This window comes from Sphingomonas phyllosphaerae FA2, assembly GCF_000427645.1.
GTDB classification, from domain to species: Bacteria; Pseudomonadota; Alphaproteobacteria; order Sphingomonadales; family Sphingomonadaceae; genus Sphingomonas; species Sphingomonas phyllosphaerae.
Window position 1 is genome coordinate 2,638,314 of record NZ_KE386571.1, and the last position, 23,419, is coordinate 2,661,732.

The following is a 23,419-nucleotide window of genomic DNA, read 5'->3' on the forward strand; positions in this document are numbered from 1 at the left end:
CGCATGCGCCCCATATGGGCGGCAATGTCCTCCCGCGCGCGCGTCATCGTCCTGAACTCCGCCCTCGGCCCGCTCGACTATCGCGTGCCGCACGGCATGTCGGTCGAGCCGGGATCGGTGGTGGTGGCGCCGCTCGGTCCCCGCCACTTGCTCGGCGTCGCCTGGGAGGCGGAGCGGATGCCGTCGGATGGGGAGGTCGGCGACAATCGCCTGCGCAACCTGCTCGCGGTCGCCGACGTCCCGCCGCTGCGCGCGCCGCTCCGGCGGCTGATCGAATGGACCGCCGATTACTACCTCGCCCCGCCCGCCGCGGTGGTGCGGATGGCGCTGTCCTCGACCGCCGCGCTGGAGGGCGGACGCAGCGTCGTCGAATATCGCGCCACCGGCCATGTCCCCGAGCGAATGACTGCGCAGCGCGAGCAGGCGCTCGAGCGGATCGGCGACCGGCAGGGGCTGATCCGCGAACTGGCGACGATCGCCGATGTCAGCGACGCGGTGATCCGCGGGCTGGTCAAAGCCGGCGCGCTCGAAGGCGTGCCGGTCGACATCGACAGCCCCTATCCGGTCCCCGACCCCGATCACGCGCCGCCGACGCTTTCCGACGACCAGCGCGCCGCTGCCGCGACCTTGGTCGATGGCATCACCGCCGCCGCCTTCCGCCCGACCCTGCTCGACGGCGTCACCGGATCGGGCAAGACCGAGGTCTATTTCGAGGCGGTCGCCGCCGCTCTCCGTGCGGGCCGGCAAGTGCTGGTGCTTCTCCCCGAGATCGCGCTGACCGAGCCGTTCCTCAAGCGCTTCCACGACCGCTTCGGCTGCGAGCCGGTGGCGTGGCACAGCGGATTGCGCGCCACCCAGCGCCGTCGCGCGTGGCGCGCGATCGCCAGCGGCGAGGCGCGGGTGACGGTCGGCGCGCGCTCGGCGCTGTTCCTGCCTTACGCCAACCTCGGGCTGATCGTCGTCGACGAAGCGCACGAAACCAGCTTCAAGCAGGAGGACGGGGTCCATTATCACGCGCGCGACGTCGCGGTGATGCGCGGGCTGTTCGAGGCATGTCCGGTGATCCTCGCCAGCGCCACCCCGGCGATCGAGACGCGCCATCAGGTTGCGCTGGGCAAATATGCCGAGGTCAAGCTGCCGGGTCGCTTCGGGGTCGCGCAAATGCCGACGATCGAGGCGATCGACCTGATCGCCGAGCCGCCCGAGCGCGGGCGCTGGATCAGCCCGCGGCTGGTGAAGGCGATGGAGGAAGCGATGGAGCGGCGCGAGCAATCATTGCTGTTCCTCAACCGCCGCGGCTACGCTCCGCTAACGCTGTGCCGCACCTGCGGGCATCGCTTCCAATGCCCCAATTGCACCGCCTGGATGGTCGAGCATCGCCTGACCCGGCGGCTCGCCTGCCATCATTGCGGGCATATCGAGCCGGTGCCGCGGCTGTGCCCGGAGTGCCAGAACGAGGATACTTTGGTTGCGTGCGGCCCCGGCGTCGAGCGGATCGCCGACGAGGTCGCGGCGCTGTTCCCGGCGGCGCGCACCGCGGTCGTCACCTCCGACACGATCTGGAGCCCCGCCAAGGCGGCCGAGTTCGTCGCGCGGATGGAGGCGGGCGACATCGACATCGTGGTCGGCACGCAATTGGTGACCAAGGGCTATCACTTTCCCAATCTCACCCTGGTCGGGGTGATCGACGCCGATCTCGGGCTCGACGGCGGCGACCTGCGCGCGGCGGAGCGGACCTTCCAGCAGATCCGGCAGGTATCGGGGCGCGCCGGGCGCGGCGCGAAGCCCGGCCATGTCTATATCCAGACGCACAGCCCCAAGGCGCAGGTGATGCAGGCGCTGATCACCGGCGACGCCGACGCCTTCTACGCCGCCGAAACCGAGGCGCGCGAGGAGGCCGGCGCGCCGCCCTTTGGCCGCTATGCCGCGATCATCGTGTCGAGCGAGGATCAGGGCGCGGCGCACGACATTGCGCGCACGATCGGCCGCGCCGCGCCGCGCGTCGACGGGATGGAGGTCTATGGCCCCGCCCCCGCCCCGCTGGCGATGCTGCGCGGGCGACACCGCTTCCGGCTGCTCGTCCATGCCCGCCGCGCGCTCGACGTGCAGGACGTGATCCGCGACTGGCTGGGCGCGCTCGAGTGGCCCGCCAAGGTGCGCGTCGCGGTCGACGTCGATCCGTACAGTTTCCTTTAGCCCCGTCGCCCCGGACTTGATCCGGGCTGACGAGCCAAGGTGAGCGAGGGAGAACGATCTCACCCGAACACCGCCGTCATTGCGAGCGTAGCGAAGCAATCCAGGGCGTCCTGGTCCGACTCTGGATTGCTTCGCTACGCTCGCGATGACGTGGGGAGTTATCCCCCCACCCGCACCCACAAGGCGGTGGCATCGTCGCTCGCCTTGAAGCGCGGATAGCGCGTGCAGGCGGCATCGCTCCGTTCGATCGCGCGCAACTCGCCGCCCAGCGCCGCCAGCCCGCGCGACCGCATCGCCGTGACCAGCCCGGCCGCATCGTAAGCGGCATAGGCATCGATCAGCGCCGCCATGCCGTCGCTCATCAGCAGCAGGTCGTCGCCCGGTGCGACCGCAACGCACGTCAGCTCCATCGCCCGCGCACTCTCGTCGGCGTTGATGCCCAGCACCCGTTGCCCCAGCCGCGCCCGTGCGGCGCGTCGATCTGCCAGCACCGCCGGGGTACGCAGCTTCGTCGCCCCGACGCCCGGCCCCAGCGCCGCCGCCTGCGCGCTCTCCCGCGCACGATCCGGTGCCGGCGTACACCAGGCGACCGCATCGCCCGACGCGTGAAGCACCGCGCAATCCGCCGCCCACGCGACCTCCAGCAGATCGCCGACCAGCTGCACCGCCGCGAAGGAAGCGCGCGGCAATTCCCACGAACCCTCGGGTTCGCGCTGGCGCTGCGCGGTATAGCGCGCCTCGACCGCGGCGAAGACCTGCGCGCAGGTGGCGCGCAGATCGTCCGCCGCCGCCGCCGCGAACGCCGCATCCGCGGTCGCCGCCAGCCACGCCGCCCCACCCTGCGCGCCGAGCAGCCCCGGCGGCGACAGGTCGGTCGCGCCATCGATCACCCAGGCGTGCCGCGCACCGCTCCCGGCGCGATCGTCATTGGGCGTGGCAAGGTCGCCGCACAGGCTGAGCGACTGGATCAGGTCGAGATGCATGGCCGGACGTCTACACCCGGATCATGTCATTTCGCCATCAGTCGGCGAACAGCAGCACCGGCGTTTCGAGATACTTCTTCAACGCCTGCACATAGCTGGCCGCATCCCAGCCATCGACGACGCGATGGTCGCAGCTGATCGAGAGGTTCATCAGCTTGGCGCGGACGATGTCATCGCCGCGAAATACCGGACGCTCGACGATCTTGTTCGGGCCGATGATCGCCACCTCGGGGCGGTTGATGACCGGCGTGGTGGCGATGCCGCCGAGCGGGCCGAGCGACGTGACCGTGATCGTCCCGCCGCCCAGTTCCTGCGGCGTCAGCTTGTTGGCGCGCGCCGCCCCCGCCAACCGGGAGATTTCGGTCGCGAGCTGCCAGACGTTGCGGTCCTGCGCGTCGCGGATCACCGGCACGGTCAGCCCGGCATCGGTCTGCGTCGCCATGCCGACATGCACCCGCCCCGCGCGCGTTACCACGCCCGCCTCGTCGTCGTAGCGCGCGTTGAGCATCGGGAAGTCCGGCAAGGTCCGGCACATCGCGACGATCAAGAGCGGCAGCAGCGTCAGCTTCGGCCGCGCGCCGCGATGCGCGTTGAGGTCGGCGCGCATGTCCTCCAGCGCGGTGACGTCGATCTCGTCGACATAGGTGAAATGCGGGATGTGGCGCTTCGCCGCCGCCATGTTCTCGGCGATGCGACGCCGCATCCCGATGACGCGCACCTGCTCGTCGTCGCGCGCGCGTGCGGCATGCGGGGCGTGATAGCCTTGCCCGGCATTGTAGCGGAGATAGGCGTCGAGGTCGGCGTGGCGGATGCGCTCGCCTTCGGCGACGCGGATCGCGGACAGGTCGACGTTCAGATCCTTGGCGCGGGCGCGGACCGCGGGGGACGCGAGGACAGGCGTGGAGCCGGTGTGAGATGGGCTGGGCATAACAGGCTCCCTCTCCCCGCCGGGGAGAGGGCTGGGGTGAGGGGCCGGGGTCTCACCGAGACCGGCATCTCCATGAGACACCGACCCCTCACCCAAACCCTCTCCCCGGAGGGGAGAGGGCTTAGCAGCAACTTCCTCGACACCGGGGTTCTCAGCCTCCAGCGTGTCCGGCTCCGCAGCCGGAGAAGCAACCTCCCCCTCGGTCTCGATCACCACCAGCGGCGCGCCGATCGACACCTGATCGCCGACCGCTCCCGCGATCTCGACCACGACGCCCGCGACCGGCGATTCCATCTCGACGGTCGCCTTGTCGGTCATCATGTCGGCGAGGCTCTGGTCCTCCTCGACGCGGTCGCCGACCGCAACGTGCCACGCGACGATCTCCGCCTCGGAAATGCCTTCGCCGATATCCGGCAGCTTGAAGGTGAAACGCGCCATCTGCCTTAGTCCTTCAGGATTTTCTTGAGCGCCTGCCCGATCCGCACCGGTCCGGGAAAATAGGCCCATTCGAGGCTGTGCGGATACGGCGTGTCGAAGCCGGTGACGCGCTCGACCGGCGCCTCGAGGTGGTAGAAGCACCGTTCCTGCACCAGCGCCGCCAGTTCCGCGCCGAACCCGCTGGTGCGCGTCGCCTCGTGGACGATCATGCAGCGCCCCGTCTTCTTCACGCTCGCCTCGATCGTCTCGATGTCGAGCGGGACGAGCGTGCGCAGGTCGACGATCTCGGCATCGACGCCGGTGTCGGCCACCACCTGCGCGCAGACGTGCACCATCGTGCCATAGGCGAGCATCGTCACCGCCTCGCCGTCGCGCACCACGTTCGCCTTGCCGAGCGGGATCTTGTAGTAACCGGTCGGCACCTCCCCGCCGGGATGCTTCGACCAATTTTCCGCAGGGCGATCCCAATGGCCGTTGAACGGGCCGTTGTAGATGCGCTTCGGCTCGAAGAAGATCACCGGATCATTGTCCTCGATCGCCGCGATCAACAGCCCCTTGGCGTCGTACGGCGTCGACGGAATGACCGTCTTCACCCCCGAGACGTGCGTGAAAATGCCCTCGGGCGACTGCGAATGCGTCTGCCCGCCGAAGATCCCGCCGCCGAACGGCGAGCGCACCGTCAGCGGCGCAGTGAACTCGCCGCCCGAGCGATAACGCAACCGCGCCGCCTCGCTAACCAGCTGGTCGAGCGCCGGATAGATGTAATCGGCGAACTGAATCTCCGGCACCGGACGCAGGCCATAGGCGCCCATCCCGACCGCGACGCCGATGATCCCGCATTCGGTGATCGGCGTGTCGAAGACGCGGGTCTTGCCGTATTTCTTCTGGAGCCCCGCGGTCGCGCGGAAGACGCCGCCGAAATAGCCGACATCCTCGCCCATGACGACGATCGCCGGATCGCGCGCCATCGTCACATCCATCGCGGAATTGATCGCCTGGATCATGTTCATGCGGGTGGTGGTGTCGTCCACCGGTTGTTCGATTGTGTCGGTCATCTTTTTACCCCGTCACCCCGGGCTTGACCCGGGGTCCCGCTTCTTGCTGCGGGCGGAAGGAAGCGGGACCCCGGGTCAAGCCCGGGGTGACGAAGGAGGCGGGAGCCATCCTCACTTCCGGTCCCATGGCCGCCCGCTCGCGGTTTCCTCGTCGATCATCATCTGGCGCTGCTCGCGCAAATGCCACGGCATCTCCTCGAACACCCCGTCGAACAGCGAATCGAGCGGCTGTCGCAGGCCATGCCCGAGCACGCCGTTCTTCTCGGCCTCCTTCTGCGCCGCCTTCACTTCCTCGGCGACCTCGCGGTCCATGTCGGCCTGCCGGGCCTCGTCCCATTCGCCGATCGCGACCAGATGATCCTTCAGCCGCCGGATCGGATCGCCGAGCGGCCATGCCGTCGGCTCGCCCGCCGAGCGATATTGGGTCGGGTCATCGGAGGTCGAATGGCCCTCGGTGCGATAGGTGAAATGCTCGATCAGCGTCGGCCCGGCATTGGTGCGCGCGCGCTCCGCGGCCCAGGCGGTCGCGGCATAGACCGCCAGCGCGTCATTGCCGTCGACGCGCAGGCCGGCGATCCCGTAGCCGACCGCGCGCGCCGCGAAGGTCGTCGCTTCCGCACCGGCGAAGCCCGAGAAGCTGCTGATCGCCCACTGATTGTTGACGACGTTGAAGATCACCGGTGCGCGATAGACGGTCGCGAAGGTCAGCGCGGAATGGAAGTCGCCCTCCGCGGTCGAGCCCTCCCCGCACCAGGTCGCCGCGATCCGCGTATCGCCCTTCGACGCCGACGCCATCGCCCAGCCGACCGCCTGCGGATATTGCGTGGTCAGGTTGCCCGAGATCGAGAAGAAGCCAAAGCGCTTCTCCGAATACATGATCGGCAGCTGCTTTCCCTGCAGCTTGTCGCCGGTGTTCGAATAGATCTGGTTCATCATGTCGACCATCGGGCAGCCGCGCGCGATCAACAGTCCCTGCTGGCGATAGGAGGGGAAACACATGTCCTCGGCGTCCAGCGCGTGTGCGGCGGCGACCGCCACCGCCTCCTCGCCGAGCGACTTCATATAGAAGCTGGTCTTGCCCTGCCGCTGCGCGCGGAACATCCGCTCGTCGAACGCGCGAACCGTCGCCATGTGGCGCAGCATCCGCCGCAGCGTGTCGGGCGACAGCCGCGGGTTCCACGCGCCGACTGCCTGATGATTGTCGTCGAGGACGCGCACCATCGAATAGGCGAGGTCGGTGAAGTCGCGCGCGGCGTCGGCGGTATCGGGGCGGCGCGCGGTGCCCGCAGGCGGGATTGGAACATCGGCGAAGTCGACCGCATCGCCGGGCCGGAATTTGGGTTCGGGGACGTGCAGCGACAGCGGCGGCAGATTGCCGCGCGGGGGCACGATACCGGGTTCTTCGCCCACGTTTCACTCTCCGTCATGCGCTGCTTGGCACGCAGCACGATTTCAGCCGCTTGTAATATTGTTTCAACGTCAGTCAAAGCCCTTTTGGGTGGGCTGTGACGCAATCCTGTTAGATACGGATAGTGACAGGCCATTGACTCATCCCCTCGTTCTGGAACAAATTACGAACGAAAACCCGCTATGGAGTCCTGCGTGTTGTGCCCGAGTCGAGCGTCCTTACCTCCCTGCGCGAGACGCTGCGCGCCGTACCGGGCGACGGGCACAGCCGGCGACGGATCATGCCGTTCGGGGTGCCAGACATAGACACGCGCCTGACGGACGGCGGGTTGCGGCTCGACGCGCTGCACGAGATCGCGGCGGCAACACCATCGCTGCGCGACGATGCGGCGGCGACGCTGTTCGTCGCGGGCATCGCGGCGCGGGCGTGGGGACCAATCCTGTGGGTGGTGCGACGCCGCGACCTGTTCGCGCCCGCGCTGGCGCAATCCGGGTTGCTGTCGAAACGCGTGATCCATGCCGAGGCGGATGACGATGCCGGGGTGCTCGCGCTGATGGAGGAAGGGCTGCGCCATCCCGCCTTGGGCGCGGTGATCGGCGAAGTGCGCCGCGCCTCGCCGGCCGCGACGAAACGCGTGCAATTGTCTGCGGCGCGCGGGCGGACGGTCGCGCTGCTGCTCAAACGTCCGGCCCGGGGGAGCGGTGATCCGTTCGCGGTGTCCTCGCCGGCGGCGACGCGCTGGCGGATCGGCACCGTGCCGATGGTCGGCACTACGCGCCCCCGCTGGGAGGTGACACTCGCCCGGCAAGCCGATGGCGCGCCGTTCACCGCAACCGCGATCGCCTGCGACGACACCGGCCGTCTTGCGCCGATGGTCACCCGCCGCGAGCAACGGCGCGCGGTAAGCGAGATCTTGCGGGTAACGCCCTTGACGGAAGAACAGGCCGAGGCGGCTTAGTTACCTCTACCAAGGGGTCGTCGCCCCGGACTTGATCCGGGGCCCCGCTTCTTCTTGGCGACGAGGGAAGAAGCGGGATCCCGGATCAAGTCCGGGATGACGGACTAAGCAATCGGCAACGCCGGGGCCTCACATTCCTAGTCCCCGCAAAGCCTTGACGGCGGAACGCGCATGGGAACAAATAGCGAACATATTGATTGCGAGTCGCCTGTGTCCGGTCCCGTTCCCACCCTTGCCGCGCTCCGCGAGAGCTTGCAGGCCATCACCGGCGAGGCGCGCGACCGGCCCGTGCTGCCGTTCGGCGTCGCCGCGCTCGACACGCGCCTCGCCGATGGCGGTCTGCGAACCGACGCGCTCCACGAAGTGTCGTCACGCGGCACCGGCTGGGGCGACGATGCCGCGGCGGTGCTGTTCGCAGCCGGAATCGCCGCCCGTACCTGCGGCGAGATATTGTGGGTCGTCCGCTCGCGCGACCTTTTCGCGCCGGGGCTGTTCCAGGCCGGGCTCGCGCCGTCGCGCGTCGTCTATGCCGAGGCGCGCGACGATGCCGAATTGCTCGCGCTGGTTGAGGAAGGTCTGCGTCACGGCGGACTCGGCGCGGTGGTCGGCGAGGCGAAGCGCGTCCAGATGGCGCAGGCCCGCCGGCTGCAACTCGCCGCCGAGGGCGGCGGCACCCCCGCCTTGCTGCTGCGCCGCCCGACCCGCGACGGCACCGATCCGATCACCGCGCCGTCCGCGGCGGTGACGCGCTGGCGCGTCGCGCACGCGCCCTCGTCCGCGGTGCCGTGGGGCGGGCTGGGCCGCGCCTGCTGGCACGTCGAATGCGTGCGGCAGCGCGGCGGCGATCCGTTCGAACTCTTGGTGGAGGGCTCCGATGAAACGGGTCGCCTCGCTCTACCTGCCCAGCTGGTCGATCGACCGGCTGCGGCGGATCGAGCGCCGCGCCGCGCGGTCGGCTGAGGCCGACGGCCGCGCCGCCTTCGACGCTTTGGGCACCGACGCCGCCGCCGAGCGCGCGCAGCACTGTTCGGTGCCGCGCGGCGGCGGCTGGCGTCCCGGCGCACGCTGGGCGCGCACCGACCCCGGCAGCGGGCTCGCCGACACGCGCGACCAGGTCGAGAGCGCAGTTGCCGGCCTGCCCGCGCACCGCCGCCCCGCGCAGCGCGAACTCGGCCGCACCAGCGAGGCCGCCGCCACCCCGTTCCGCGAACTGTCGCGCCGCACCGAGGCTGCTGAACCGCTGTTCCGCCCCGGCACGCGCGGCTGGAGCAACGAGGACCTGCAAGCTTCGGTCGAGGCGCTCCCCGCGCATCGCCGCCCGTCGCTGCAGGAATTGTCGCGCAAGACCGAGCTGGTCGACCATCCGTTCCGCCCGCTGCCCCCCGACGAAGCGGGTGCGCTGCGCCGGATGGGCCGGATGCCGCCGGTGCTCGGCCCCGGCGAGGATGTCGTCGTCCGCCGCGCAATGAAGGCCCCGCGCCGCAGCGCGCGCGACGGGCATGGCGGCGAGGCCGGGCATGTCGCCCCGCCCAATCTCGCACAAAGCCTCAAGCAACTCGCTGCGATGCCCGCGGTGCAATTCCCCGGCGAGGGGCCGCACCCCGACAATCACGGCAAGAGCGCGCCGACCGCACCCGGCTACGGCCACGGCCGCTTCTTCCAGACCGGGCGCACGCTGGCGACGATGGTCGCGCGCGTCTGCGACGATGCCGACGAGGATGCACGCGCCGCCGCGCCCGTCGACGAGCAACCGCTGGTGACGGTGCAGCGCAGCGGCGCGCGCGTCGAGGTCGCCGCCGCCAATGACGCGGCGCGCGCGCTCGGCATCGACCCCGGCACTGCGCTCACCATGGCGCGCGCGCAGGTGCCGGGGCTCGACGTGCGCGAGGCCGAGCCCGATCGCGACGCCGCCGATCTCGCGGCGCTCGCCACGTTGCTCGCGCGCCGCTGGGCACCGACCGTCACGGTGTCGGACGCCGACGGGCTGTTCGTCGACCTGACCGGAGTCGCGCATCTCCACGGCGGCGAGGCGCGCTTCTGCCGGCGGCTGCTGCGGCTGCTCGCGCGCTACGGCATCGCCGCGCGCGTCGCGGTCGCCGACACACCGGGCGCGGCCTGGGCGCTGGCGCGGTTCGGCGCACGCGATGCCGTGCAGATCGTCGCACCGGGTGGACAGGGCAAAGCGCTGGCGCAACTCCCGGTCGCGGCGCTGCGGCTCGACGCACCCGCGCTGGAACTGCTCGCGCGGCTCGGTATCGAGGCGATCGGGCAGCTTACCGCCCTCCCCCGCGCGCCGCTCGTCCGCCGCTTCGGCCGCGCGATCGCCGACCGGATCGATCAGGCGCTCGGCCAGCTGCCCGAACCGTTCGAGCCGATCGTCCCCCCAACCCGCGTCGCGGTCGAGCAGCGCTTCGTCGAGCCGATCGCCACCCCCGAGGCGATCGAACATTGGCTGCGTGAACTGATGCAGCGGCTCGCGGTCGCGCTGGCCAAGGCCGGTCAGGGCGCGCGCGCGGTCGAGATGATCGCCGCGCGCGTCGACGGCGTGCCACAGATCCTGCGGCTCGGCTTCGCGCGCCCGACCCGCGACGCAGCGCACATGCTGCGGCTGACGCTGCGCCGCATCGAGGAGATCGAACCCGGCTATGGGATCGACGGCATCGCGCTGATCGTGCGCCGCGCCGACCCGCTCGGCGCCGAAACGCTGGCTCCCGCGCTCGCCGACGATGCCGCGCCCGATCTCGCCCCACTGATCGACGCGCTCATCAACCGCATCGGCGCGGGCCGGCTGTGGCGCGTCGCCCCGGTCGAGAGCGACGTCCCCGAACGCTCGTGGACGCGCACCGCGCCGCTCGATCCGCCGCAACGTGAGACACAGAAGCTGCGCCCCGACGATGTCCGCCAGCTTGACGCACGCAGCCCCGACCATCCGTGGCACCCGCGCTGGCCGCGCCCGGTGTTGCTGCTGCGTCGCCCAGAGCGGATCGACCACGTCCTCGCCGAACTCCCCGACCAGCCGCCGAAGCGCTTCACGTGGCGCGGCACCATGCACCTGATCGTTCGTGCCGAAGGGCCGGAGCGCGTCGCGGGCGAATGGTGGCGGCGCGCGCCCGAGCGGATGGCGGTCCGCGACTATTACCGTGTCGAGGACGAGACCGGGCAACGTTTCTGGCTGTTTCGCCGTGGCGACGGGATGCGCAGCGAAACCGGCGATCTCAGCTGGTTCCTCCACGGGCTCGGCAATTGAACGGGGTTGCCCACAGCCTCGTCATTGCGAGCGCAGCGAAGCAATCCAGTGACGGACCAGGACGCCCTGAATTGCTTCGCTCCGCTCGCAATGACGGACGGAAGCGGCCATGACCTATTCCGAACTGCAGGTCGCGACCCACTTCTGCTTCCTGCGCGGCGTCTCGTCGTGCGAGGAATTGTTCACCACCGCCTCGGAAATGCGCCTCCCCGCGCTCGGCATCACCGATCGCAATTCGGTCGCCGGGATCGTCCGCGCGCTGGTCGCCGCCGAACAGACCTCGGCGCAGGGCAACCCGGTGCGGATGGTCGCCGGCTGCCGGCTCGATCTCGTCACCGGCGCGTCGCTGCTGGTCTGGCCGCAGGACCTCGCCGCGTGGAGCCGGCTCACCCGGCTGCTGACGATCGGCAAGGCGCGCGCGCGCCCGCAGCATGGCGAGAAGGGCCGCTGCTTCCTGCACTGGGAGGATGTCGCCGCGCACGCCGCCGGGCTGGTCGCCGCGCTCGTCCCCGGCGCGGACGGCGCGGACGAAGGCGAATTGCGCTGGATGGCCGATCTGTTCGGCCCCGGCTCGGGCGACGCGCGCGGCCATGTCTGCCTGACGCAGCAGCGCCGCCCCGACGACGCGCGCCGGCTGTACGAGGCCGCCGCCGCCGCGCGCCGCTACGGGCTGGCACCGCTTGCGACCGGCGACGTGCTCTACCACCATCCCGACAAGCGCATGATCCAGGACGTCGTCACCGCGATCCGTGAGAAGACCACGATCGACGCGCTCGGGCTGCGCCGCGAGCGTTCCGCCGACCGCTGCCTCCACCCGCCGTTTGAGATGGAACGCCGCTTCGCGCGCTTCCCCGACGCACTCGCCGCGGTCGAGGCGGTGGTCGAACGCTGCACCTTCTCGCCGCGCGACCTGCGCGACCAATATCTCTACCCCGAAGAAAAAGTGATGAGCGGGCAGACCCCGCAACAGGCGCTGGAAAAGCTCGCCACCCGCGCGCTCGACCGACGCTTCGACGGCGCGGTGCCGCAGGACTATCGCGACCTGCTCGCCAAGGAACTCGGGCTGGTCGCGAAACTCAATTACGCCGCCTATTTCCTCACCGTCCATTCGATCGTCGAATATGCGCGCAGCCAGGACATTCTGTGCCAGGGGCGCGGGTCGGCGGCCAATTCGGTGATCTGCTTCGTGCTCGGCATCACCTCGATCGACCCGATCGTCCACCAATTGCTGTTCGAGCGTTTCCTGTCCGAGAACCGCGCCGAGCCGCCCGATATCGACATCGATTTCGAGCACGAACGGCGCGAGGAAGTGATCCAGTGGATCTACGACACCTATGGCCATGACCATGCCGCGCTGACCGCGGTGGTCAGCCGCTTCCGCGCGCGCGGCGCGGTGCGCGAGGTCGGCAAGGTGCTGGGTCTGCCCGAGGACATGACCGCCGCGCTCGCCGGGCAGGTATGGGGCTGGTCGGAGGAAGGCGTCGCCGACCGGCATGTCGATGCGCTCAACCTCGATCGCGGCGACCCGCGGCTCGCGCTGACGCTCGAACTGGCGCGCGAGCTGATCGGCACGCCGCGGCATCTGTCGCAACATCCCGGCGGCTTCGTCCTCACCCGCGACCGGCTCGACGCGCTCGTCCCGATCGAGCCCGCCGCGATGGCCGATCGCCGCGTGATCGAATGGGAAAAGGAGGATGTCGAGGAAGCTGGAATGATGAAGGTCGATATTCTCGGGCTCGGGATGCTCGGCTGCATGCGCCGCGCCTTCGACCTGCTCGCGCGCCATAAGAACGTCCAGCTTACGCTTGACCATCCCGATCTTCAGACCGACGACCCTGCGACCTTCAAGATGATCCAGAAGGCCGATACGCTCGGCGTCTTCCAGATCGAAAGCCGCGCACAGATGGCGATGCTGCCGCGGATGCTGCCGGTCGAATTCTACGACATCGCAATTCAGGTCGCGATCGTCCGCCCCGGTCCGATCCAGGGCGACATGGTCCACCCCTATCTGAAACGTCGCGAACAGAAGCGCCGCAACCCCGCGATCGAGTTCGACTATCCCAGCCCCGAACTGAAGGCGGTGCTCGGCAAGACCTATGGCGTGCCGCTGTTTCAGGAACAGGCGATGAAGGTCGCGATCGAGGGTGCGGGCTTCACCCCGGCGCGCGCCGACGAATTGCGCAAGGCGATGGCGACGTTCAAATACACGCAGGGCGTCGGCCAGTTCAAAACCGAGCTGATCGAGGGCATGGCGAAGAAGGGCATCGGCCCCGATTTCGCCGAGCGGCTGGTCAAGCAGATCGAGGGGTTTGGCTCCTACGGCTTCCCCGAAAGCCACGCCGCGTCCTTCGCCAAGATCGCCTACGCCTCGAGCTGGATGAAATGCCACCACCCGGACGTGTTCTGCTGCGCGTTGCTCAACGCGCAGCCGATGGGTTTCTACGCCCCCGCGCAGATCGTCCGCGACGCGCGCGAGCATGGCGTCGTGATCCGCCCGGTCTGCGTCGTCGACAGCGACTGGGATACGCGGCTGGTGGACGAGGGCGACACCGCGCGCCTGCCGCTACGACTGGGGATGAAGATCGTCCACGGCGTGTCGATGATCGACGTCGCGCGGATCATCGCCGCACGCGCCGAGGCACCGTTCCGCTCGGTCGAGGATTTGTGGCGCCGCTCAGGCGTGCCGCTCGCAACGCTGGAAAAGCTCGCCAAGGCTGATGGCTTCCACGCGCTCGGGCTCGACCGGCGGCAGGCGTTATGGGCGATCCGCGGGCTCGGCGAGACGCCGCTGCCGCTGCTGGAGGCCGCCGAGCGCCGCGAACCGCCGGTCAGCCTCGTGCCGCTGACCGCCGGGCGCGAGGTGGTCGAGGATTATCGCGCGACGCAGCTCACCTTGCGCGAACATCCATTGTTCTTCCTGCGCGACCGGCTCGCCGACCAGCGCGTGATCCCCTGCGCGCAGCTCCGGCAAACGCGCGACGGCCGACGCGTCGAGATCGCGGGGATCATCCTCGTCCGCCAGAAGCCGGGCTCGGCGAAGGGCGTGCTGTTCATCACCATCGAGGACGAAACCGGGGTCGCCAACATCATCCTGTGGCCCGACCGATTCGAGGCGCAGCGCACCGTCGTGATGTCCTCGGCGATGATCAGCGTCACCGGCGTCGTGCAGCGCGAGGGCGAGGTGATCCACGTCATCGCCGATCGCATCCACGATCGCACCGCGATGCTGCGCGCGGTCGGCGATATCGACCTGCCGCGCCTCACCAGCCGCGGCGACGGCGCGACCCACCCCGGCTCCCCCGATCGTGGCGACCCCGGCTGGAAGACGCGCGTCCGCAGCGACTATCACCCGCCGTTCCGCAACGGTTGCGATCCGGAGGATGTCATTCCGATCCGCAGCCATGACTTTCACTAGGTCGGTCCGGGCGCGGGTGGCGACGTCGTCCCCGGTCCCACGAGCCGGATTTGTAATGAATCGCACTAACATTTGTGCGGGACTTCATCCATCCCGGGCACATGCCGAAGTCCGTCTACCAACTGGTGTACATCAGCCGCGCCACCCGGCCACTCGACGACGCCGAGCTTGGCCGGCTGGCGACCGACGCGAAACGCTTCAACGATGTGCATGCCATCACCGGCCTGCTCCTCCACGATGGCGGCCGCTTCATCCAGGCGCTCGAAGGGCGCCGCGTGTCCGTCGAGACGGTCATGGAACGGATCATGCGCGACCGTCGACACGATTCCATCGCCTATGTCGAACGGCGTCCAGTGCCCACGCGGCAATTCGGCGGCTGGAGCATGGACGTGCGCCGCATCCACGATCGGCAAGGCGCGCAGACGTTCCTGACCGACCTGAAACAGACGCTGGCACCGGTCGACGACCATCGACTGGTCGCCGCCTTCATCGGCTTCGCGATGCTCGGCCGCCCCGGGCTGCGCGCTCGTCGCGCACATCCCGAAGCCTGAACGGCTCAGCCGACCGTCTGTTCGATCGTCCCGAAGATCGGATGGTGGCGATCGTCCTCCATCCAGATCCGCACCGTGTCGCCGGTGCCCAGATACGGCGTCTGCGCCGCACCGCTCTGGATCGTCTCCACGGTGCGTAATTCGGCAAGGCACGAATAGCCCACGCCGCCATCGGCGATCGGCCGCCCCGGCCCACCCTCGGCATCGCGGTTAGAGACGGTGCCCGACCCCACAATCGTCCCTGCGCCCAGCGCGCGCGTCTTCGCGGCGTGCGCGATCAACGTGCCGAAGTCGAAGGTCATGTCCTCGCCCGCGTCGGCGCGGCCGAACGGCGCGCCATTCACCTCCACCAGCAAACGGCGGTGCAGCTTTCCGTCGCGCCACCACTCGCCCAAAGCCTCTGGCGTCACGAACACCGGGGAGAAGGCCGACGCCGGCTTCGACTGCACGAACCCGAACCCCTTGGCGAGTTCGTCCGGGATCAGGTTGCGCAGCGACACGTCATTGGTCAGCCCGACCAGCCGGATCGCGTCCAGCGCCTGTTCGCGCGTCGCGCCCAGCGGGACGTCGCCGGTGACGACCACCACCTCGCCCTCCAGATCGCAGCCCCATGCCTCGTCGGCGAGCGGGATCACATCGCGCGCGCCCAGGAACGCGTCCGATCCGCCCTGATACATCAACGGATCGTGCCAGAAGCTGTCGGGCAATTCCGCCCCGCGCGCCTGTCGCACCAGCGCGACGTGGTTCACGTACGCAGACCCGTCGAGCCACTGATAGGCGCGCGGCAGCGGCGCGGCGGCGTCATGTTCGTGGAACCGCTCGCGCGGGATCGCCTCGTTGCGCAGGTCGACCGCCAGCAGCTCCAGCGCGGGCGCGACCTGCGCCCAGTCATCGAGCGCGGCTTGCAGCGTCGCGCAGATATGCCCGGCATCGGCATACCAGGCCAGATCGTCCGAGACGACGACCAGGCGACCGTCGCGCCCCTGCTTCAAACTGGCGAGTTTCATGCGCTACCTCTCCTTGTTCGGCCCGAGTGTAACGAGCCCGCGCGCACCCCGCTACAGCCGCCGCAGCAACAATGTCGCGCGCCCGATCACCGCGATCTCGTCGGGGGCGACGCGCTCGACCGGCCATAACGGATTGTCGCTGCGGATCTCGATGACGCCGCCGGCCGGCACCAGCCGCTTGACCAACACCGCCTCGCCGCGCCGCACCACATAGATGCCGCCCCGCGCCGCCACCCGCCGCGCGCGCGCATCGACCAGCAAGCGGTCGCCATCCTTCAACGTCGGCGCCATCGAATCGCCCGTCACCGCGATCACCGACGCCGCCTCCGGCGCCACCCCGGCACCGCGCAACGCCGCACGCGGCAGCCGCTCGCTCCGCAGCACCTGCTCATCGGGCATCTGCCCCGTCCCCGCCGCGGCCCGCACCGCCAGCCACGGCACCGCGACCTCCTCGCTCGCCGGCGGCGGCGCGCCCAGCAGCGCCTCGTCGATCGCAAGGAAATCGGCGAGCATCCGCCGCTCGCGTTCGGGCAGCACGCGCGGCGAGCCGCGGTTCACGAACTGCCCCAGATACGCCTGATTGCGCCCAAGCATCCGCGACAACGCCGACAGCGCCACCCCGCGCGCACGCGCCGCCGCTGCAAGTGCCTGTTGTGGCGTCTCGTTCATCCAAGAACCGTAGCCTGAGGATTTTTCCTCGACAAGAAGAACAAAACGGAACATATGAAGAACGCAGAGTCGGAGTGAGAGTCCATGTGCCTGTTGAATGAAATCGACGTCTATTTACGCAGGACCGGGGTGGCGGAAACCACGTTCGGGCGGCGCGCCGTCAACGATCCGCGGCTGGTCCGCGACCTGCGCCGCGGGCGCGTGCCGGGGCCATCGCTGTGCGCGCGAGTCGAGGCGATCCTGTCGGCACGCCCGTCATGAGCGCGGCGCGGTTCGAACGAGCGGTGGCGCGGGCGGCGGCGCGCGGCGGCGTGTTGCTGGCCGTGGAACATCATCGTGAGATCGCGTGGCACAGCGCCACCTTCTCGGGCGCGCGCCATCAACTCATCGCGAGTGCGGCGAACGACGCCTCGCTCGACGCATGGCTGGCGACGCTCGATCGCACGGACCTCGGGCTACCCGGTCAGATGCTCGCCGATCTGCACGTCGCGGTCCGTGAGCCCTATGGCGAGCGCGTCATGCTGCGACTGGAGGGCGTGACGGTGACGTGCGACCTCACCGCGCCGGAATGCGGTACAGCGTCCGTTCGAGGAGGAGCGGGTCGACGAATGCCGCCGCCGACACCGGCTTGACCGCGGTGCACCGGCGCAGCGCACCGGGATCGAACGCGCTGAGCGGCAGGTTCAGGTCGCGCGGCAACGGGCGTTCGGGCGGCGGCGCCATCCACGCGCATGGTGCCGCGCTCACGCGCTCGACGCGCCGTCGGCCCAGCCGCGACACCGCGGCACGCATGGTGTCGAGCACGCCGGAACTGCGCGCGGACGGCGAGAGGAGCAGGGTGTCGTCGAACATGCCCGCGGTATAGCGGAGCAATAGTAAGTCTATGGTAAACGTCGCAGTAGGTATATTGTGGCATGAACCAGGGGCACGCCGGCGCAATATACCGGCGTGCCCCCTCGCTATCAGTCGGCGTCGGCCAGTTCTTCGGTCAACGCATCGATGATCGCTTTGTTGAACGCGGGAATATCGTCGGGCTTGCGGCTGGTGATCAAATTGTCGTCGATCACCACTTCCTCATCCTCCACCTCGGCGCCGGCGTTGGCCAGATCGGTGCGGATCGAAACGAAGCCGGTCACGCGCCGTCCGTCGATCACGTCCGCCTCGGCGAGCAGCCACGGCGCGTGGCAGATCGCGGCGACGATCTTGTCCTCGTCCATGAATTGCTGGACGATCTCGACCGCCAGATCCTCGACACGCAGCTTATCGGGATTGGCCACCCCGCCCGGCAGCACCAGCGCATCGTAATCCTCGACCTCGACCTCGTCGAGCGTCAGGTCGGGCGTGGCGGTTTCCGCCTTGTTGATGTCGCCCTTCATCCCCTGGATCGGATCACGCTTGATCGAGGCGAGCGTGACGGTTGCGCCCGCCGCTTCCAGCGCCTTGCGCGGTTCGAACAATTCCACGGTTTCGAACCCGTCGGCAGCGATCATCAGCACGCGGGCTTGCGATAAATCGGCCATGTCATTCTCCTGCTGGCAAGGGAGTATCCCGGCGCCCCAACCCGCCGCGCGGCGCGGGCGTTCCGGGAACGATGCGCCAGCCTTGCGCATTTCGGCAAAGGATCACGACACTGCGGAAGGGCAGAGGTGGCAGGCACGATCGTTTTCTTCGAGGATGACACCCCGGGAATCACGCGCAAGCGCACGCGCCACGACGCCTGGGCCTATTATGACGCGAACGGGAAGCGGATCACCGATCGTGACGAAATCGACCGGTTGAATGCGATCGGCCTGCCCCCCGCCTATACCGACGCATGGTTCTGCCCCGATCCCGACGGCCATATCCAGGCGGTCGGCTGGGACGAAAAGGGCCGCAAGCAATATCGTTACCATCTTGGCTTCCGCGCACAGCAGGAGGCGGCGAAATACGACCTCTGCGCCCCGTTCGGCCGCGCGCTGACCAAACTGCGCGCGCGGGTTGAGACCGATCTCGAACGTCGCCGCCACACCAAGGAACGCACCGTTGCGGCGGTGGTCAAGCTGCTCGACGTCGCCGCACTGCGCATCGGTAACGAGACCTATGCGAAGACGAACAAGAGCTTTGGGCTGACCACGCTGCGCGACCGCCACGCGCAGATCAGCGGCAGCACGCTGAAATTGGAATACAAGGCTAAGTCGGGCAAGATCCGCAAGCTCAAGATCACCGACGGCAGCCTCGCGCGCTTCGTCAAGAAATGTCAGGACCTGCCCGGCCAGAAGCTGTTCCAGTACGTCGGCGACGATGGCGAGCCGCACGCGGTCACCTCCTCCGACGTCAACGCCTATCTCCGCGAAGCGATGGGCGCGGGCTTCACCGCCAAGCATTTCCGCACTTGGGGCGCGAGCGTCGTCGCCTTCGAGGCGCTGGTCGAGGCCGACGCGCCGATCGGCCTCAAGACGATGCTGGAGCCGGTCGTCGCACACCTTGGCAACACTCCCGCGATCGCGCGCAAATCCTATGTCCATCCGGCGTTGATCGAACTCGGCAAGGACAAGGCCGCGCAGGCCGCGTTCCGCCAGTCGCTGCGGCTGCCGCGCGCGACCCAATATCTGACGCGTACCGAGCGCGGGCTGATCGCCTTCCTCGAAACCTGCGGTGCGTGCGAGCTGAAAGCCGCCTGACATGAGCAACAACAGTGCCGCCGTCGCCCGAAAGGCGACGTTCGATACCGATCGCGTCGGGGAGCAGGCGGGCGCGCTGCTCCACTCCAGCTTCATCTGGTTGCAACAGCATTGGCTGCAGATCCTGATCGCGGTCGGGATCGGCGTCGCGATCGCGCTGTTGCTGTTCTGGGTCCGCGCGTTCGGGCCGCGGCTGGCGCGGCGCAGCGCGTCCGGCAAGGGCTGGGCCGCGGTGCTCGGCCGCGCGATCGAGCGAACCAACGCCTTCTTCATCATCATGCTCTCGGCCAAGCTGGTCGACGGCTATGCCGCTACGCCTGCCGACCTCGACAAGACGATCACCTTCCTGTTCACCGTAGCGGCGGTGTTCCAAGCGGCGATCTGGGCGCGCGAGCTGATCCTCGGCGCGATCGAGCACCGCACCCGCGACGAACATTATTCGGGCGAGGCGCTGATGAGCGCGATGGGGCTGATTCGCCTGCTCGTCAGCTTCGCGGTTTTCGCGATCGCTTTGGTCGTCGTGCTCAGCAACCTCGGCGTCAACGTCACCGGGCTCGTCGCCGGTCTCGGCGTCGGCGGCATCGCGATCGGTCTGGCGGCACAGGGCATCTTCGCCGACCTGTTCGCGGCCCTGGCGATCATCTTCGACCGCCCGTTCCGGCGCGGCGACAAGGTCAGCTACGGCACCACCAGCGGCGTGATCGAGGCGATCGGGTTGAAATCGACCCGCATCCGCGCCTTCACCGGCGAGCTGCGGATCATCTCCAACCGCAATCTGCTCGACAAGGAAATCCAGAACACCTCGCAGCGCGACCACGTCCGCGTTTCGTACACGATCGGCGTCGCTTACGAGACGCCGCCCGACACGCTGGAACGTATCCCCGCGATCCTGACCGAACTGGTCGAAGCGGAAGGCGCCAAGGTTGCGCGCGCCGGCTTTGAATCGTTCGGCGCGTCGAGCCTCGACTTCGTGCTCCAGGTCGACACGCCCGGCGACGACTGGGCGACCGCGCACGGCGTCCGCAACCGCCTGCTCGTCGCGATCATGCGCCGCTTTGCGCAGGAGGGGATCAGCATCCCGTATCCGACCCAGACGACCTACACCGCCGCGCCCGACGGGACGCTGGTAATGCCCTATGCCGAGCCGGAGCACCTCCCGAAAACGTAACCGTCGCCCCTGCGCAGGCATTCAGGACAACGAAGCCAGGGCAAACGACGCTCTTCCCTCAATCCCCGTCGCCCCTGCGAAGGCAGGGGCCCATGTCTGTCGAGTGGATAAGGATGATCTGACACACCGCACGCCGCGCATGTGTCAGATGGTCAGAGCGACGACACAGCCATAGGCCCCTGCCTCCGCAGGGGCGACTGCGTGTTCGGGAAGCCCCCCTGACACCCAGACCCGTCATTCCCGCCAAGGCGGGAATCCAGACGCGCAGGTCACGGCAATGGCCGAACAATCAAAGGCTCTGCCCCCACCCGCCAGATCACCGCCCTACCCCGAAAGCCCCACTCCCCACCCGCAAACGCAAAGTTGCTGGCGCAAACCCGCGCCCGCTCTCACCTCGGCACCATGCAGAAACCTTCCTTCACGGTGCAGGTGTTCGCCGGCATGGCGATCGGCGTCGCGCTCGGCTTCGTGGCGCGCAGCGCCCCCGACGGTGCGCTGGCCGAGACGCTGCGCCTGACCGGCGACAGCTTCGTCAAATTGCTCAAGGCGCTGGTCGTCCCGCTCGTCTTCACCGCTTTGGTCGCCTCGGTCGCGGCGTTGCGCGATCTCGGCAATGCCGCGCGACTGGTCGGCCAGACGTTGCTGTGGTTTGCGGTCACTGCACTGATCGCGGTCGCAATCGGCCTGACCCTCGGAACAATCCTTCAGCCCGGCGTCCGCGCCGGAGTCGATGCGGCGAGTGCGATTGCACCCGGCACCACCGGTTCGTGGCTCGATTTCCTGCGCGGGCTGATCCCGGGCAATTTCCTCGGACTGGAGGCATCGACCAAGCTCAAGGACGGCGCGGCCACCACCGGCATCTCGTTCAACGTCCTGCAACTGATCGTCGTCGCGATTGCGATCGGCGCGGCGGCGGTAAAGGTCGGCGCGGCGGGCGAGGCGTTCCTGTCGGTCAACGCCTCGCTCCTCACGATCTTCCGCCAGCTGCTGCGCTGGGTGGTGCGGCTCACGCCGATCGGCACCGCCGGACTGATCGGCACCGCGATCGTCCGCTACGGCTGGTCCTCGCTCGCCGCGCTCGGCAGCTTCGCGGGCGCGGTCTATCTCGGGCTCGCATTGGTGCTGTTCGGGGTCTACCCCGCGCTGCTCGCCGCCAACCGTTTGTCGCCGCGCCGCTTCTTCGCGACTGCCTGGCCCGCGATCCAGCTCGGCTTCGTCTCGCGCTCGTCGATCGCGACGCTGCCGGTCACCGAGGATGTGGCTGAGAAGGCCGGCGTCCCGCGCGATTACGCCGCCTTTGCGGTCCCCTTCGCCGCAACGACCAAGATGGACGGCTGCGCCGCGATCTACCCGGCGGTGTCGGCGCTGTTCGTCGCGCAATATTACGGCATTGCGCTCCATGCGCCCGACTATGTGCTGATCGCGCTGGTCTCGGTGATCGGCTCGGCCGCGACCGCCGGACTGACCGGCGCGCTGGTCATGCTGACGCTGACGCTCACCACGCTCGGCCTCCCGCTCGAGGGTGCGGGACTATTGCTCGCGATTGATCCCATCCTCGACATGGGGCGCACCGCGGTCAACGTCGCGGGGCAAATCGTGGTCCCGTTGATCGTTGCACGGCGCGAAAATCTGCTCGTTCCCGATCCCGGACGCGCCGTAACGCAACCGGCATGAACCCTTCCGTACCTGCGACGTTCGTGCAGGCACTGGTAGGAGTATGATCGAAATGAAGAAAGCTCTGCTGACGGCGCTGGCGATCGCCACCGTCTCCGCCCCGATGGTCGCCGCCCCCGCCGCCGACGCGCAACGCCGGGATCGCGACCGCGATTACCAATGGCAGGGCGACCGAAACGACTGGGATGCATCGAAGAATTATCGTCGTGGCAACTACCGTGAGCGTCGCCTGAGCCGCGAGGATCAGGTCTATCGCGGACGTGACGGGCGCTCCTATTGCCGTCGCAACGACGGCACCACCGGTCTGGTGGTCGGCGGTGCCGGTGGCGCGCTGCTCGGCAACCTCGTTGGCGGCGGCTTGCTCGGCACGCTGGCGGGTGGCGGCGCGGGTGCGCTGCTGGGGCGTGAGATCGATCGCGGCAAGGTGCGCTGTCGCTAAAGGATGCGGTCCGCGCCGGGGCGTATCGCCGGCGCGGACCGACGTTTTAGAAGGTCGGGTCCGTTGCTGCGTACCCGACAAAAAGCTTATTTCATATTTCCGGTCCGCATCCGCTTGCGGGGCAAGCCCCGAACCGCCTAGACAGCCGCAGAGGGTTGGGAGAGGCGCGACGTGACGCTGGACGAAGTGAGGGCTGCGGTCGGACGCACCAGCGTGTCGGAATGGATCACCGTCACGCAGAAGATGATCGATGCCTTTGCAGAGGCGACCGGCGATCGACAATTCATCCACATCGACCCGGTCCGCGCGGCCACCACGCCCTTCGGCACCACGATCGCGCACGGCTTCCTCACCTTGTCGCTGCTCCCTCGGTTGATGGCCGAAACGCCCGACCTGCCCACCGTCAGCAACGCGACGATGCACGTCAATTATGGCGGCAACCGCGTCCGCTTCCTCGCCCCCGTCCCGTCCGGCGCGCGCATCCGCGCGCACTCGCGGCTGCTGTCGTTCGAGCAGAAGCGCCCCGGCCAATATCAATCGACCGCCGAGGTCACGATCGAGATCGAAGGGCAGGAAAAGCCCGCGATGCTCGCCGAGTGGATCACTCAAATCTTCGTCTAGGC

The 23,419-nt window shown here is 68.7% G+C and carries 21 protein-coding genes; 13 read left to right on the top strand and 8 right to left on the bottom strand.

The genetic code is table 11. From position 1 onward, the window contains the following. Positions 1–24: 24 nt before the first annotated feature. A complete protein-coding gene (locus tag SPHPH_RS0112845) occupies positions 25–2,196 on the top strand; it encodes a primosomal protein N' (RefSeq protein ID WP_028967048.1) in 2,172 nt (723 codons plus the stop codon). Between the two features lie 158 nt (positions 2,197–2,354). Here the strand turns inward: SPHPH_RS0112845 and SPHPH_RS0112850 are convergent, their stop codons facing one another. The 4 genes from SPHPH_RS0112850 to SPHPH_RS0112865 all read right to left on the bottom strand — a co-directional run bounded on the left by SPHPH_RS0112850 (position 2,355) and on the right by SPHPH_RS0112865 (position 7,010). Next, positions 2,355–3,179 (bottom strand): protein phosphatase 2C domain-containing protein, encoded by an 825-nt coding sequence (locus tag SPHPH_RS0112850; protein WP_028967049.1) that lies wholly within the window; start codon positions 3,177–3,179, stop codon positions 2,355–2,357. A gap of 37 nt (positions 3,180–3,216) precedes the next feature. Continuing rightward, positions 3,217–4,545: a dihydrolipoamide acetyltransferase family protein gene (locus SPHPH_RS0112855; RefSeq protein WP_028967050.1), complete on the bottom strand. Its 1,329-nt coding sequence runs from the start codon at positions 4,543–4,545 to the stop codon at positions 3,217–3,219. 5 nt (positions 4,546–4,550) lie between these two features. Continuing rightward, entirely contained in the window at positions 4,551–5,555 is a 1,005-nt protein-coding gene (locus SPHPH_RS0112860) for an alpha-ketoacid dehydrogenase subunit beta (RefSeq protein ID WP_028967051.1), read from the bottom strand. Between the two features lie 156 nt (positions 5,556–5,711). Beyond that, the gene (locus SPHPH_RS0112865) at positions 5,712–7,010 is read right to left on the bottom strand and encodes a 3-methyl-2-oxobutanoate dehydrogenase (2-methylpropanoyl-transferring) subunit alpha (RefSeq protein ID WP_202900664.1); all 1,299 of its coding nucleotides are present in this window, start codon (positions 7,008–7,010) and stop codon (positions 5,712–5,714) included. A gap of 197 nt (positions 7,011–7,207) precedes the next feature. On the opposite strand from SPHPH_RS0112865, the gene SPHPH_RS19755 reads away from it, so the two are divergent. The 5 genes from SPHPH_RS19755 (at position 7,208) to SPHPH_RS19765 (ending at position 15,179) form a co-directional block, all read left to right on the top strand. Next, positions 7,208–7,966 (top strand): ImuA family protein, encoded by a 759-nt coding sequence (locus SPHPH_RS19755; RefSeq protein WP_202900665.1) that lies wholly within the window; start codon positions 7,208–7,210, stop codon positions 7,964–7,966. Between the two features lie 210 nt (positions 7,967–8,176). Further along, positions 8,177–8,926 carry an ImuA family protein gene (locus SPHPH_RS0112875; RefSeq protein ID WP_028967053.1) on the top strand — a complete coding sequence of 250 codons (750 nt, stop codon included), beginning with the start codon at positions 8,177–8,179 and terminating at the stop codon, positions 8,924–8,926. Then, on the top strand, positions 8,841–11,213 hold the full coding sequence (locus SPHPH_RS19760) for a Y-family DNA polymerase (protein ID WP_028967054.1): 2,373 nt from the start codon (positions 8,841–8,843) through the stop codon (positions 11,211–11,213). The genes SPHPH_RS0112875 and SPHPH_RS19760 overlap by 86 nt, the downstream gene beginning before the upstream one ends. Positions 11,214–11,322: 109 nt before the next feature. Then, the gene (locus tag SPHPH_RS0112885; RefSeq protein WP_028967055.1) at positions 11,323–14,628 is read left to right on the top strand and encodes an error-prone DNA polymerase; all 3,306 of its coding nucleotides are present in this window, start codon (positions 11,323–11,325) and stop codon (positions 14,626–14,628) included. A gap of 74 nt (positions 14,629–14,702) precedes the next feature. Beyond that, positions 14,703–15,179, top strand: coding sequence for a BLUF domain-containing protein (locus tag SPHPH_RS19765; protein WP_156026013.1), 477 nt, complete (start codon positions 14,703–14,705; stop codon positions 15,177–15,179). Between the two features lie 5 nt (positions 15,180–15,184). Here SPHPH_RS19765 and SPHPH_RS0112895 read toward each other — a convergent pair whose 3' ends face one another. Then, positions 15,185–16,186, bottom strand: coding sequence for a fumarylacetoacetate hydrolase family protein (locus SPHPH_RS0112895; RefSeq protein WP_028967056.1), 1,002 nt, complete (start codon positions 16,184–16,186; stop codon positions 15,185–15,187). 51 nt (positions 16,187–16,237) lie between these two features. Continuing rightward, a complete protein-coding gene (locus SPHPH_RS0112900) occupies positions 16,238–16,855 on the bottom strand; it encodes a S24 family peptidase (protein ID WP_028967057.1) in 618 nt (205 codons plus the stop codon). A gap of 84 nt (positions 16,856–16,939) precedes the next feature. Here SPHPH_RS0112900 and SPHPH_RS21435 point away from each other — a divergent pair, with 84 nt between their 5' ends. Together SPHPH_RS21435 and SPHPH_RS21210 are read left to right on the top strand one after the other, a co-directional pair. Further along, entirely contained in the window at positions 16,940–17,116 is a 177-nt protein-coding gene (locus tag SPHPH_RS21435) for a hypothetical protein (protein ID WP_202900666.1), read from the top strand. Then, a complete protein-coding gene (locus SPHPH_RS21210; protein ID WP_156026015.1) occupies positions 17,113–17,487 on the top strand; it encodes a hypothetical protein in 375 nt (124 codons plus the stop codon). Before SPHPH_RS21435 ends, SPHPH_RS21210 begins: the two co-directional genes overlap by 4 nt. Here SPHPH_RS21210 and SPHPH_RS0112910 read toward each other — a convergent pair. After that, positions 17,411–17,728 carry a hypothetical protein gene (locus SPHPH_RS0112910; RefSeq protein WP_028967058.1) on the bottom strand — a complete coding sequence of 106 codons (318 nt, stop codon included), beginning with the start codon at positions 17,726–17,728 and terminating at the stop codon, positions 17,411–17,413. The genes SPHPH_RS21210 and SPHPH_RS0112910 overlap by 77 nt on opposite strands. An 89-nt stretch (positions 17,729–17,817) precedes the next feature. Further along, positions 17,818–18,375 carry a type 1 glutamine amidotransferase domain-containing protein gene (locus SPHPH_RS0112915; RefSeq protein ID WP_028967059.1) on the bottom strand — a complete coding sequence of 186 codons (558 nt, stop codon included), beginning with the start codon at positions 18,373–18,375 and terminating at the stop codon, positions 17,818–17,820. A gap of 126 nt (positions 18,376–18,501) precedes the next feature. Here SPHPH_RS0112915 and SPHPH_RS0112920 point away from each other — a divergent pair, with 126 nt between their 5' ends. The 5 genes from SPHPH_RS0112920 (at position 18,502) to SPHPH_RS0112940 (ending at position 23,417) form a co-directional block, all read left to right on the top strand. Continuing rightward, positions 18,502–19,515, top strand: a complete 1,014-nt coding sequence (locus SPHPH_RS0112920) for a DNA topoisomerase IB (RefSeq protein ID WP_028967060.1) — start codon at positions 18,502–18,504, stop codon at positions 19,513–19,515. Position 19,516: 1 nt separating this feature from the next. Continuing rightward, entirely contained in the window at positions 19,517–20,683 is a 1,167-nt protein-coding gene (locus SPHPH_RS0112925) for a mechanosensitive ion channel family protein (RefSeq protein WP_028967061.1), read from the top strand. A 402-nt stretch (positions 20,684–21,085) separates the two neighbouring features. Next, a complete protein-coding gene (locus tag SPHPH_RS0112930; RefSeq protein WP_028967062.1) occupies positions 21,086–22,357 on the top strand; it encodes a dicarboxylate/amino acid:cation symporter in 1,272 nt (423 codons plus the stop codon). Between the two features lie 52 nt (positions 22,358–22,409). Next, a complete protein-coding gene (locus SPHPH_RS0112935; RefSeq protein WP_028967063.1) occupies positions 22,410–22,796 on the top strand; it encodes a glycine zipper 2TM domain-containing protein in 387 nt (128 codons plus the stop codon). 171 nt (positions 22,797–22,967) lie between these two features. Beyond that, positions 22,968–23,417, top strand: coding sequence for a MaoC family dehydratase (locus tag SPHPH_RS0112940; protein WP_028967064.1), 450 nt, complete (start codon positions 22,968–22,970; stop codon positions 23,415–23,417). The last annotated feature ends 2 nt before the right edge of the window (positions 23,418–23,419 follow it).